Origin of the sequence: Enterobacter sp. T2, assembly GCF_010692925.1 — a bacterium.
Taxonomy (GTDB): Bacteria; Pseudomonadota; Gammaproteobacteria; order Enterobacterales; family Enterobacteriaceae; genus Enterobacter; species Enterobacter kobei.
In genome coordinates, this window is the sequence record NZ_CP048736.1 from 1,442,443 (window position 1) to 1,455,200 (window position 12,758).

The window sequence follows — 12,758 nt, forward strand, 5'->3', positions numbered from 1 at the left end:
CACATTTGAGGTGGTTATGAAAAAAATTGCATGTCTTTCAGCACTGGCCGCTGTACTGGCTGTTTCCGCAGGTACCGCTGTAGCGGCTACTTCTACTGTAACCGGTGGTTACGCTCAGAGCGATATGCAGGGCGTAATGAACAAAACTAACGGTTTCAACCTGAAGTATCGTTACGAGCAGGATAACAACCCGCTGGGCGTGATCGGTTCTTTCACCTACACCGAGAAAGATCGTACTGAAAACGGCGCGTACAACAAAGGCCAGTACTACGGTATCACTGCTGGTCCAGCTTACCGTCTGAATGACTGGGCAAGCATCTACGGTGTTGTAGGTGTTGGCTACGGTAAATTCCAGCAGACCGAAAACCAGGGTCTGAACCGCACTGCAAGCACCAGCGACTACGGCTTCTCCTATGGCGCAGGCCTGCAGTTCAACCCAATCCAGGACGTTGCTCTGGACTTCTCCTATGAGCAGAGCCGTATCCGCAACGTTGACGTTGGCACCTGGATCGCGGGCGTAGGTTACCGCTTCTAATCACTCCGGTGATCGAATAAAAAATCCGCCCAATGTGGCGGATTTTTTTTGTTTGTTCCCTCTCCCCGTGGGAGAGGGTCAGGGTGAGGGCATCAGTCTGACGGCAGAAATCACTTACTCTTAATATCAAAAATATCCGTACCCAGATGGTTATAGTCAACTTTCTGTAACTTGAAGTTGGTAACGTACACTGGGGGCGCTTTCTTGTTGGAGATAAACGGATACGCATTTTTTATCTCTTCGGCTTTAATCCCCGTCCACTGAGAGAAGAACTGCAGGAAATCATTCGCCGAACGGCGCGCTTTAATCACGCGATGCGTTTTATCATCACTCGACAGCACCATAAACGGTACCTGGAAGTTCTGCTGGAACTTGTCGTCATGGGCCAGGTATTGCACTTCTTTGCCACGCTCTTTAAACGCCAGCCCGTGATCCGAGAAATAGACCACAGAGAAACTGTCGCCCGTATTGCGCAACTGATCGTACAGCTTGCTGAGCAGATCGTCGGTTTGCGTCATGGTATAGAGATAACAAGAGGTCTCTTTGGACTGCACGAAATCCGCGTATTTCCCGTCAGTGCGATCGCAGGCCTGCGGGTGTGAGCCCATCAGGTGAAGGACAATCAGCTGAGGCTGGGTGCGTGGTGTGGCAAACACCTGCGCCGTCATTTTCAGCAACGCTTCGTCTTTCGTATTTTTGTCGGCCTCAAAGTCACCGCTCTTCAGGAACTGCACTTCGTCAGCACGCTTCGCGATACTGGCGATGGCCGTATCGTATTCGCCAATTTGCCCCTGATTAGAGAACCACCATGTCTGGAAACCTGCGCGGTTTGCCAGGGTAACAAAGTTATCCTGGTACTGGGGTTTGCCCTCTACCACACGGTTTAGCGTCAGACCCAGCGATTTCTGCGTCGAGCCACTGGCCGCGACATAATCAGTAAACAGGGTGCCATTGACCGAGCTGGCAAACGGCGTGTTATTCCAGTGTCCGCCGAATGCGCCCATTGCGTCGCGACGGGCACTCTCGCCGATCACTACCACGTAGGTATGGTATTTCGGCTTCACCGCCAGCACGTTCCAGGTGTCTTTCTTATTGGAAAGTTCAGCCATGCGGGCCTGCTCGTCGAGCACTTCTCTGTTATTCACGACAACGTCTTTCACGAAGCGGAAAACCGGATAGCCTACGTTAATGAGCCTTAACTTACCGTCCCAGGGAATATTCTGGATGGGGGCGACGAACGCCACGGCAATACTGAATACCAGACAAAGAATTTCGATCTTGCCCCAGGACTTTTTCTCAACTGACTGACGGCGGAGGGCAATAACCCCCAGCGCGAAGATAAAGAGCCCTACCACGTAGCTATACCACGGGAAGATGGTCAGGATCTCCGTCGACTCTTCCATATTGGTCGAGTGCAGCGCGAGCAGGGTATTAAAGTTTGGCGAGCCATAAGCCTGGCCAAACGGGAAATAGAGGGCAGCGACCAGCGAACAGATTCCAATCAGCGTTTTTTGCACGCGCGGAGCGGCCCGCCACAGCACATGCAGAATGCAGGTGAACGCCACCGCATACAGCAGACTGAAGGGATAGCCGAGTGCAAAGTTAATCAGCAATGACTGCAAAAAGTAAAACGCCGTCCACGGGCTTAAGGCCCGGCTACGGGTAACGACAGAATCTATCAGGGTTAAATTCATAGGTCACTATCATGGATAAAAACGCCATGTGCTCACCCTGGCGTCAAGGGTCATAACCTGCCTGACAGTGCGTAGAAAGGGAATGAGGGTCCGCTTCAGCGAGCCGCAAATAGTGCAGGGCTGCAAGAAGATAGTGCGAGCGCAAAATAATAGCAACAGTTGCTCAACAGATGTTTTGCGAAGAGGATTGCAAATCCGTAAAAAAGATCGGGAATAGGGCGGCCGGGAGCCAGTTTACAGCGGGAATGTGACGCAGAGATGAAGCGGCGTACCGCAACGCCGCTTAGTGGGAAGGTTTGTCGTCCTGATGCGGTTTGTTGTTAAACATATCGCACAGCATGTTCAACAGCATCAAGCGCACTTTAAAGGGAGAGTGGGTAAACACGGTCATACACCTCTTGAATTCGTTCATAAGACCTCCTGATTTTTGATCCCTTCGATCCGTGAAGGGTGACTGCATTACATACAGATATAGCACAGGCTATATTGTATAGCTACGGCTATTTCGTTAATTTTTTGTGCTTGCAGAGGGATGGTTTACAATGTGCGCTCTCGATACCGGGCGCTGGAAGCGTCACCCCACTGAGGAAGTACAATGAACCGTCGCGCAGGTAAGCCAACAATCAGAAAAACGACGCAGCTGGTGAATGTTGAAGAACATGTCGAAGGGTTTCGCCAGGTCCGTGAAGCGCACCGTCGTGAACTGATTGATGACTATGTTGAGCTGATTTCCGATCTGATCCGTGAAGTCGGGGAAGCGCGGCAGGTCGATATGGCCGCCAGACTGGGGGTATCACAGCCGACAGTGGCTAAAATGTTAAAACGTCTGGCTTCGGTGGGCTTAATTGAAATGATCCCCTGGCGCGGTGTATTTCTGACGCCGGAAGGGGAGAAGCTTGCACAGGAGAGCCGCGAGCGTCACCAGTTGGTCGAGAACTTTTTACTGGTACTGGGCGTTAGCCCGGAGATTGCCCGCCGGGATGCGGAAGGAATGGAGCACCACGTAAGTGAAGAGACGCTGGTGAAGTTTCGTGAATTTACCCTTAAATACGGTCCCTCCGCTGAATGAAAATCCCCGGACTGAATGCCCTGGCACGCGATCGTTTCTTCCATCTCTTATTAATCATTGGCGCAGGGTTAAGCCTCTTTGTGCCGTTTGCGCCCCGCGCCTGGGTTGCCGCCATTGACTGGCGCACCATCATTACCCTGAGTGGGTTAATGATGCTGACCAAAGGGGTTGAGCTGAGCGGCTATTTTGACGTGCTGGGCCGTAAAATGGTGCGCCGTTTTGCCACCGAGCGCAGGCTGGCGCTGTTTATGGTCTTCTCCGCTGCGGTGCTGTCGACGTTTCTGACCAACGATGTGGCACTGTTTATCATCGTTCCCCTCACGCTGACGCTACGCAGGCTTTGCGAGATCCCGGTCAGCCGGCTGATCATCTTTGAAGCGCTGGCCGTGAACGCCGGTTCTCTGTTGACCCCTATCGGCAACCCGCAAAATATCCTGCTCTGGGGGCGGTCCGGCCTGTCGTTTGCCGCCTTTACCTGGCAGATGGCCCCGCTGGCACTGGTGATGATGCTGTCGCTACTGGCGGTATGCTGGTTTGCTTTTCCGGATAAAAAACTGCAGTACCATAGCGGAACCGCGGGCCCGCAGTGGCAGCCGCGTCTGGTCTGGAGCTGCTTCGGGTTGTACATCGTCTTTCTCATCGCGCTGGAACTGAAGGTTGAGCTGGCGGGTGTGCTGCTGGTCGCCGCAGGCTTTGTCGTGCTGGCACGCCGGGTGCTGGTGAGCGTGGACTGGACGCTGCTGCTGGTCTTTATGGCGATGTTTATTGATGTGCATCTTCTTATCCAGCTTCCGGTGCTGCAAAACGTGTTGCACAGCGTCAGCACGCTGTCTCAGCCGGGTCTGTGGCTGACGGCCATTGGCCTGTCGCAGTTTATCAGCAACGTGCCTTCCACCATTCTGCTGCTCAACTATGTTCCGCCTGACACCCTTCTGGCCTGGGCGGTGAACATTGGCGGGTTTGGGCTGCTGCCCGGCTCGCTGGCAAACCTCATCGCCCTGCGTATGGCCAGCGATCGTCGTATCTGGTGGCGCTTCCATCTCTGGTCTCTCCCCATGCTGGTGTGGGCTGCGGCGATCGGTTTCGGATTATTCCTTCTCATATAGTGCGCAATTTGTCAGTTTTTCCTGGCAAACGTATAGCAACGTCCTAGCTTTAGTGAACGGCATAGTGTGATGCCGCTCACTGACAGGACCGTTGCTGAACTATGGCTGAAGATCAAAAAACGCCTGCTGACGAGCAGGAAAACAACAATAATGAACGTAAGCGAGCGGGCAAAAAACCGTTAATTATCCTCGGCATTGTCGTGGTAGTAATGGTTGTCGTGGCGCTGGTCTGGTGGTTTTTAACCCGTAACGAAGAGACAACTGACGACGCCTTTACCGATGGCGATGTGGTGACGATTGCCCCCAAAACGGCGGGCTATGTCACCGGGCTGCACGTGCGCGATAACCAGCGCGTGAAAAAAGGCGATCTGCTGGTGGTTATCGATCCACGCGATACCACCGCCCAGCGCGATCAGGCTCAGGCTCAGCTTGGACTGGCTATCGCGCAGCTCCATCAGGCCCAGGCGCAGCTGGCGCTCTCAAAAGTGCAGTATCCTGCCCAGCGTGACGAAGCGAAAGCGCAGGTACTGAAAGCGCAGGCCGATCTGGCGAACGCGCAGGCGGAGTACCGTCGTCAACGCGGCGTCGACCCGCGGGCGACCACGCAACAAAGTATTGATTCTGCGAACGCACAGCTGCGCAGCGCGCAGGCTGCACTGGCCAGCGCCCAGGCGCAGCTGGAAGTGGCGGAGCAGGTTCAACTGCAAATTCGCCAGCAGGAAACCAACGTTGAAGCGCGTGAGCGTCAGGTCGAGCAGGCGAAAGCGCAGCTCGAAACGGCCAATCTGAATCTCTCCTACACCGAAGTCCGCGCCCCGTTCGACGGCTTTGTCACCAAACGCAACGTGCAGCCCGGGACGCTGGTGCAGGCGGGCACCGCGCTGTTCTCACTGGTTTCCCCTAACGTATGGGTGGTGGCGAACTTTAAAGAGTCCCAGCTTGAACGCATGAAGCCCGGCGATAAGGTCACCGTCTCCGTGGATGCGTGGCCGGATATGGAACTTGAGGGCCACGTCGACAGTATTCAGCAGGGCAGTGGCTCACGCTTCTCCGCTTTCCCGGCGGAAAATGCCACCGGCAACTTCGTCAAAATTGTGCAGCGCGTGCCGGTGAAAATCGTGATTGATAAGGGACTCGACCCGAATAAACCGCTGCCGCTGGGGCTGTCGGTGGCGCCGAAGGTGACAGTGGAATGACGGATCATAGCCACGACAGCTGGAAACCCGCCAGTAACCCGTGGGCGGTGGCGATTGTTGTCACCCTGGCGGTGTTTATGGAAATTCTGGACACCACCATCGTTAACGTGGCGCTGCCGCACGTCGCGGGTTCGCTCTCCTCCAGCTATGACGAATCGACCTGGGTTTTAACCAGCTATCTGGTGGCGAACGGCATCGTGCTGCCCATCTCGGCGTTTCTGAGCCGGGTGTTTGGCCGCAAGCAGTTCTTCTTAATCTGCATTGTGATGTTCACCGTCTGTTCGTTCCTGTGCGGGATCGCCACCGAGCTGTGGCAGATCATCCTGTTCCGCGTGATGCAGGGTTTCTTTGGCGGCGGGTTGCAGCCTACCCAGCAGTCGGTGCTGCTCGACTACTTCAAGCCGGAGGACCGGGGCAAAGCGTTTGGTCTCTCCTCTATTGCGATTATCGTTGCGCCGGTGCTCGGCCCGACGCTCGGCGGCTGGATCACCGACAACTACTCCTGGCGCTGGGTGTTCTTTATCAACATCCCGGTGGGGATCGTCACGGTACTGGCGATCTATCAGCTGCTGGAAGATCCGCCGTGGGAGAGTAAATCGAAAGAGAAGCTAACCATCGACTGGACGGGGATCGGGCTGATCGCCTTAGGGCTCGGTTGTTTGCAGGTGATGCTGGACCGGGGAGAGGATGAAGACTGGTTCTACTCAAACTTTATCCGCACTTTCGCCGTGCTGACGCTGATCGGCATTATCGGCGCGATCTACTGGCTGGTGTATGCCAGAAAGCCGGTGGTGGATCTGCACTGTATGAAAGACCGCAACTTCGCGATCTCCAGCCTGTTAATGGCTGGGATGGCGATGATTTTATACGGCAGCTCGGTGGTGATCCCGCAGCTGGCGCAGCAGGATCTGGGCTATACCGCCACCTGGTCCGGGCTGGTGCTGTCGCCCGGCGCGGTGCTGATTGTACTCACCATCCCGCTGGTGCTGAAGCTCATGCCGGTGGTGCAGACGCGCTGGATTATCGCCTTTGGCTTTACCTGCCTGGCGGTGTCGTTCTTCTGGTCGCGCACGCTGACGCCGGATATCGACTTCGAAACTCTGGTGCTGTTCCGCAGCGCTCAGTCGATTGGGCTGGGGTTCCTGTTTGTGCCGCTCACCACGATTGCCTTCATCTCGATACCGAGACGGCTCAACGCCGACGCGGCGGCGCTGTTTACCATGTTCCGCAACGTGGCGGGCTCGATTGGGATTTCTCTCTCGACGGCGGCCATTACCGAGCGCTCGCAGGCCCATAGCGCGCATCTGGCGTATCACGCTTCGCCGTTTAACGAGCAGTTTCAGCAGGCGATACGCGAAAGCGCCCAGGCGATCCAGAACTTCACGACTCAGGTGGGTGACCCAACCGGCATTGCCACCGGGCGGATGTACCAGACCATGATCGAGCAGTCGCGCTTCCTGGCCTACATCGACGTCTTCACCCTGCTGAGCGTGGTGGCCTTGTTACTGATTCCGTTTTGTTTGTTGCTCTCGCCGGTTAAGAGCGAGGGGAGTGCAGGAGCACATTGATGATACACAGACGTTTACATCCTCTGATGATAATGCTGCTGCTGGCTGGCTGTGCCGTGGGACCAGATTACCAGCCACCCGCGCCGCCGGCCGTCACGCACTGGAACGATAAGGGCGACAGCGGCGTGAAATCGCAAACTATCTCCGCTGCGACCAACCCGCGCTGGTGGAAAACCTTCGGCTCGCCGCAGCTCGATAGCCTCGTTGAACGGGCTATTGCCGGAAACCTGACCCTGCAGCAAACGGTGCTACGCATTGCCGGGGCACGTGAACAGATTAATCAGGCAGGCGGAGCATTTTTCCCGTCGGTTAACGGCAATCTACAGGCGACGCGCCAACAGCTCGGGCTGGAAGGCGAGCTGAAATCCCACGGCGTGTATGACCAGCTGGATAATGTCGATCCAGCCCTGCGGGGCGCGTTAGGCCCGCTGACGCAGCCGATCAACCTCTACCAGGGCAGTTTCGACGCCCAGTGGGAAATTGACCTGTGGGGCAAGGTGCGCCGTCAGGTGGAAGCCGCGGAAGCCCAGCAGAAGGCGGCTATCGAGCAGCGTAACGACGCGCTGGTGTCGCTGGAAGCGGAAGTGGCGCGGGCGTGGCTACAGCTGCGCGGTGCGCAGAGCATTATCGCCACCCTGAATACCCAGATTGAGAGCGCGCAGCAGACGCTGGATCTCACCGAAAGCCGCCAGCGCGGCGGGCTCTCGCCACAGATGGACGTAGAAAATGCCCGGGCGCAGCTGGGTAATCTGGAAGCGCAACTGCCGCAATATCAGGCGCAGGCGCGGCAGGCGATGAACGGCCTGGCAATCCTCCTCGGCAAGCCGCCGGGCGCTTTGGATGCCGAACTCCAGTCAGCGCAGCCAATGCCTGCGCTGCCGGATATCGTGCAAACGGGCATTCCGTCAACGCTGGCGCGCCGTCGTCCGGACGTGCGTGAGGCGGAGGCGAATCTTCATGCCGCCACGGCGCAAATCGGCGTCTCGGTGGCCGAGCTGTTCCCGAGTTTTACCCTCTCCGGGCAGTTTGGCCTGCGTAACAGCGAAACCAACTGGCTGACCGACTGGAGCAGCCATTTCTACAGCTTCGGTCCGCAGGTTTCTATTCCGATTTTCCAGGGCGGACGACTGGTCTCCAGCGTGAAGGTGGCGCGCGCGCAGCAGGGGGCAGCGGTGCTGGACTATCGGCAGACGGTGCTCACCGCGCTCGGCGATGTTGAAAACGCGCTGGTCAGCTACCGCACCGACCAGCAGCGTGAAGCGGGCCTCGCAAAAACGATCGACGCCCTGCAAAACGCCTTTGACTTAGCCAGCGACAGCTACCGACAGGGCATCGCCAGCTTTATCGACGTACTGGATGCCCAGCGTCAGCTCGCCCAGGCTCAGCAGCAGCGCGCTCAGGCGCAGGTGCAAAGCGCGCTCGATCTGGTGGCGCTCTACAAGGCGCTTGGCGGCGGCTGGGAGCCGTATCAACAGGTGCAGCTCCCGGATTACAGCGTCTTTGGCGACGCCCCGCGCGGATAAATTCAGAGGATTGGGCAAGAAACGGACAGGAACGCCACATTCGCGATGACAGAGGGGCGGGTATAACTAACTGGCACCCATTCGACATGTGAGGAATGACTTATGCGTTATCAAAAACTGGGCAACACCGGTCTGTTTGTTTCTGAACTCTGCCTCGGGACCATGACCTTCGGCGGGGAAGGCGGCATGTGGGGCAAGATTGGCCAGCTGCAGCAGAGCGAAGCCGAACAGCTGGTGGGCCGCGCGCTGGATGCCGGGATCAACTTTATCGACACCGCCGACGTTTACTCGGAAGGGCGCTCGGAGGAGATCACCGGCCAGGCGCTGAAGAACCTGAAAGTTCCGCGGGAGAACGTGGTGGTCGCGACGAAAGTGTTCGGAGAAACCGGCACCGCGGGCGTGAACTCGCGCGGCAGCTCGCGGTATCACATCATCGGCAGCGTGAAGGAGAGTCTGCGCCGCCTGCAGCTGGATCATATTGATCTTTACCAGCTGCACGGCTTTGACCCTGCCACCCCCGTTGAAGAGACGCTCCGTGCGCTGGATACCCTGGTACAGCACGGCCACGTGCGCTATATCGGCGTCTCGAACTGGGCAGCGTGGCAGATTGCCAAAGCGCTTGGCATCTCCGAGCGTCTGGGGCTGGCACGCTTCGCGTCTTTGCAGGCGTATTACACCATCGCCGGGCGCGATCTTGAGCGCGAGCTAGTGCCGATGATGCAGAGCGAAGGCGTCGGGCTGATGGTCTGGAGCCCGCTGGCGGGTGGTCTGCTGAGCGGGAAATACGATCGCAACGGGCAGAGCGAATCGGGCGGGCGCCGTCTGGAGTTTGACTTCCCGCCGGTCAATAAAGATCGCGCCTTCGACTGCGTGGATGTAATGCGCACGATTGCCGAAAGCAAAGGCGTCTCCGTCGCGCAGATCGCGCTGGCGTGGCTGCTTCATCAGAAAGCGGTAACCAGCGTGATCGTGGGCGCGAAACGCGTCGATCAGTTGAATGACAATATCGCCGCAACCGGGATCCGCTTAAGCGAAGACGAGCTTAAACAGCTTGATGCCGTCAGCGCGTTGCCGGGGGAATACCCGGGCTGGATGCTTGAGCGCCAGGGGGAATATCGTCGTAACCAGCTTGCACAGCAATAACCGTCCTCTCCCCGGTGGCGCTTCGCTTACCGGGGCTACTTTCCGTAGGCATTATTTCAATCCATCTCACAAAAAACGATCCTCCCCTTTGATCTCCTTTTCATCTTCGCCTATATGACTAGTCATTAAATTTAAAATGACTAGTCATATAGGGAGAGAGCATGAATACATCGCTGCCAGCCAATTTTTTATGGGGCAACTCGGTCTCCAGCATGCAGACGGAAGGGGCATGGAACGAGGGCGGAAAGGGCATGTCGGTCTACGACATTCGTGAAGCCGGAGAAAATATCTCCGACTGGAAAGTGGCGACCGACTCCTACCACCGCTACAGGGAAGATTTCGACCTGATGCAGGATCTGGGCATGAACTGCTACCGCTTTCAGATCTCATGGAGCCGTGTCTGCCCGCAGGGCGATGGCGCGTTCAACGACGAGGGGATCGCCTTTTACGACCGCTTTATTGACGATCTTATCGCGCGCGGCATCGAGCCGATGATCTGCCTCTATCACTTTGATATGCCGTTGGCGCTGGCGCAGGAGTACAACGGATTTAACGACCGCCAGGTGATGGAGGCCTTTATCCGCTACGGCAAGAAGATGATCGACTGCTTTGGCGACCGGGTGAAGTACTGGCTGACCTTCAACGAGCAGAACATTTTCCATATGCCGGAAGCCTTCCGCATTTCCGGTTACCTGAAAGGGGAGCAAACCCTTCGCGAGCTCTATGAGTTACAGCACCATGCGATGGTGGCGCATATGTCGCTGACCGAGTATCTGCACCAGACCAAACCGGGCCAGCTGATGGGCGGCATGCTGGCGCACCAGCTGATTTACCCGGCCACCTGCAAACCGCGCGATATCTTCTGCGCCCAGCAGTACGATGAATTCCTCAACCAGAACCTGCTGCGCGTTTTTGCGGGTCAGGGTTACAGCCCGGCGGTGATGGCGGTGGTGGAGCAGGAAGGCTTTGGCGATATCTACCGCGACGAAGATTTAGCGCTGCTGGCGCGCACCAAAAACGACTTTATGGCCTTCAGCTATTACGCCAGCAAAACGCTGGACAGCGATGCCATCCCGGAAGGCACGCCGGTCAACTATTACCTGCTACACGGTGAGAAAAATAACCCGTACCTGAAAGCCACCGAGTGGAACTGGCAGATCGACCCTATGGGCTTTCGCACCATCATCACCCGCTACGCCAACGACTGGCGGATGCCGGTCTTCCCGATTGAAAACGGTATTGGCGTGATTGAGTCCTGGGACGGCGTCAACCCGATTGAGGACACCTACCGCATCGATTACCACCGGGCGCATATCGACGCAATGAAAGCGGCGATGTTCGAAGATGGCGCAGAGGTCATCGGCTACCTCGGCTGGGGGTTAATCGACATTCTCAGCTCCCAGGGCGACATGCGTAAGCGCTACGGCGTGGTCTACGTCAACCGAGAAAACCACGACCTGAAAGACCTGAAGCGCGTGCCGAAGAAAAGCTACGCCTGGCTGAAACAGGTCATTCATACCAACGGACGCGAGATGTAAGCCGTACGCTGCCGGGCCGTTTTTGTGACTGATTGATGGGAACTATCCGCTATGTCTGAAACAAAAATCACACCGCATATGCAGTCCTTTGTCGATAAATTTGTTGAGTTCTCGGCGCGCCTGGCAAACCAGGTGCACCTGCGCTCCCTGCGCGATGCCTTCGCCACGGTGATGCCGATTTTCATCCTCGCCGGTCTGGCGGTGCTGGTGAACAACGTGGTGTTCCCGTGGATTTTTGACGGCGACACGCTCACGCAGTTTAAGGTCTGGGGGGAGGCGATAATCAACGGCACGCTGAATATCGCCGCGCTGCTGCTGGCCCCGATGATTGCCTGGTCGCTGGCGCGCAATAAAGATTTCGACAATCCGGTCTCGGCAGTGGTTATCGCCGTCAGCAGTTTTATCATCATGATGCCGATGCGCCTGCAGTTGACGCCCGTCGGCAGTGAGACCACGGTGAACGTCACTCAGGTACTGACGTTCGCCAATATCGGCTCTACCGGGATTTTTGCTGGAGTGCTGATCGGGCTACTCTCAACGGAGCTGTTTATTGCCATTTCGCGGCTCAAGGCGCTGCACATTTCGCTGGGGGAAAATGTGCCTCCGGCGGTGAGTAAATCCTTTACCGCGCTGATCCCAACCATTCTGACATTGTCAGTATTTGCCGTGCTGGCAGCACTGCTGGCAAACGTGCTGCACACGGACCTGATCCATCTCATCACGACCTTTATCCAGCAGCCGCTGCGGCTGATCAACACCAGCCTGCCGGGAACGATTTTTATCTACAGCTTCGGTAACTTCCTGTTCACGCTCGGGATTCATCAGTCGGTGGTCAACAGCGTGGTACTGGAACCGTTCCTGCTGATCAACACCAACGAGAACATGCTGGCCTTTGCCAATGGCCAGCCCATCCCGCATATCATCAACAACATCTTCGTGCCGACGTTTGGCATGGTGGGCGGGACGGGCAGCACCATTTCGCTGCTGATCGCCATCTTTATCTTCTCCCGGCAGAAGTCGGCGAAGCAGGTGGCGCGCCTGTCGCTGGCGCCCGGTTTATTCAACATCAACGAGCCGGTGATTTTTGGCCTGCCGATTGTCTTTAACCTGCCGCTGATGATCCCGTTTGTGCTGTTGCCCGCGATTGGCATTTACGTTGCCTGGCTCTGCACTACGCTGGGGTTAATGTCGCGCTGCGTGGTGATGATCCCGTGGACCACGCCGCCGATTCTGAGCGCCTGGCTGGCCACGGCAGGGGACTGGCGGGCGGTGGTGGTGCAGTTGGCAATCATTGTTTTTGGTGTATTCTTCTACCTGCCTTTCCTCAAGATTGCCGAGCGAGTGGCGTTGAAAAACAGCGGGATAGAAAACTAACTGAAAGGAAGG

At 56.8% G+C, this 12,758-nt stretch carries 11 protein-coding genes; 9 read left to right on the forward strand and 2 right to left on the reverse strand.

Annotated features, from left to right (window positions below; genetic code table 11):
• Nucleotides 1-16: 16 nt before the first annotated feature.
• Nucleotides 17-535 carry an outer membrane protein OmpX gene (gene ompX / locus G0034_RS06845; protein ID WP_014883110.1) on the forward strand — a complete coding sequence of 173 codons (519 nt, stop codon included), beginning with the start codon at nt 17-19 and terminating at the stop codon, nt 533-535.
• A gap of 110 nt (nt 536-645) precedes the next feature.
• Here the strand turns inward: ompX and G0034_RS06850 are convergent, their stop codons facing one another.
• Both G0034_RS06850 and mntS read right to left on the reverse strand, forming a co-directional pair.
• Nucleotides 646-2,229 (reverse strand): phosphoethanolamine transferase, encoded by a 1,584-nt coding sequence (locus tag G0034_RS06850; RefSeq protein WP_014883111.1) that lies wholly within the window; start codon nt 2,227-2,229, stop codon nt 646-648.
• Nucleotides 2,230-2,512: 283 nt separating this feature from the next.
• Nucleotides 2,513-2,641, reverse strand: coding sequence for a manganase accumulation protein MntS (mntS, locus tag G0034_RS06855; RefSeq protein WP_014831181.1), 129 nt, complete (start codon nt 2,639-2,641; stop codon nt 2,513-2,515).
• 183 nt (nt 2,642-2,824) lie between these two features.
• Between mntS and mntR the strand changes: the two genes are divergently transcribed.
• The 8 genes from mntR (at nt 2,825) to G0034_RS06895 (ending at nt 12,746) form a co-directional block, all read left to right on the forward strand.
• A complete protein-coding gene (mntR, locus tag G0034_RS06860) occupies nt 2,825-3,298 on the forward strand; it encodes a manganese-binding transcriptional regulator MntR (RefSeq protein ID WP_014169260.1) in 474 nt (157 codons plus the stop codon).
• Nucleotides 3,295-4,404 carry an anion transporter gene (locus tag G0034_RS06865; protein ID WP_179120648.1) on the forward strand — a complete coding sequence of 370 codons (1,110 nt, stop codon included), beginning with the start codon at nt 3,295-3,297 and terminating at the stop codon, nt 4,402-4,404. The genes mntR and G0034_RS06865 overlap by 4 nt, the downstream gene beginning before the upstream one ends.
• A 101-nt stretch (nt 4,405-4,505) precedes the next feature.
• Nucleotides 4,506-5,600 carry an HlyD family secretion protein gene (locus G0034_RS06870; protein ID WP_179120649.1) on the forward strand — a complete coding sequence of 365 codons (1,095 nt, stop codon included), beginning with the start codon at nt 4,506-4,508 and terminating at the stop codon, nt 5,598-5,600.
• Nucleotides 5,597-7,168, forward strand: coding sequence for a DHA2 family efflux MFS transporter permease subunit (locus G0034_RS06875; RefSeq protein WP_047624354.1), 1,572 nt, complete (start codon nt 5,597-5,599; stop codon nt 7,166-7,168). Before G0034_RS06870 ends, G0034_RS06875 begins: the two co-directional genes overlap by 4 nt.
• Entirely contained in the window at nt 7,168-8,691 is a 1,524-nt protein-coding gene (locus tag G0034_RS06880; RefSeq protein ID WP_023332473.1) for an efflux transporter outer membrane subunit, read from the forward strand. Before G0034_RS06875 ends, G0034_RS06880 begins: the two co-directional genes overlap by 1 nt.
• A gap of 102 nt (nt 8,692-8,793) precedes the next feature.
• A complete protein-coding gene (locus tag G0034_RS06885; RefSeq protein WP_048997236.1) occupies nt 8,794-9,834 on the forward strand; it encodes an aldo/keto reductase in 1,041 nt (346 codons plus the stop codon).
• 161 nt (nt 9,835-9,995) lie between these two features.
• Nucleotides 9,996-11,372 (forward strand): glycoside hydrolase family 1 protein, encoded by a 1,377-nt coding sequence (locus tag G0034_RS06890; protein WP_179120650.1) that lies wholly within the window; start codon nt 9,996-9,998, stop codon nt 11,370-11,372.
• A 51-nt stretch (nt 11,373-11,423) separates the two neighbouring features.
• Complete coding sequence (locus G0034_RS06895; protein WP_014883117.1) at nt 11,424-12,746, forward strand: PTS sugar transporter subunit IIC; 1,323 nt, start codon at nt 11,424-11,426, stop codon at nt 12,744-12,746.
• Nucleotides 12,747-12,758: the final 12 nt, after the last annotated feature.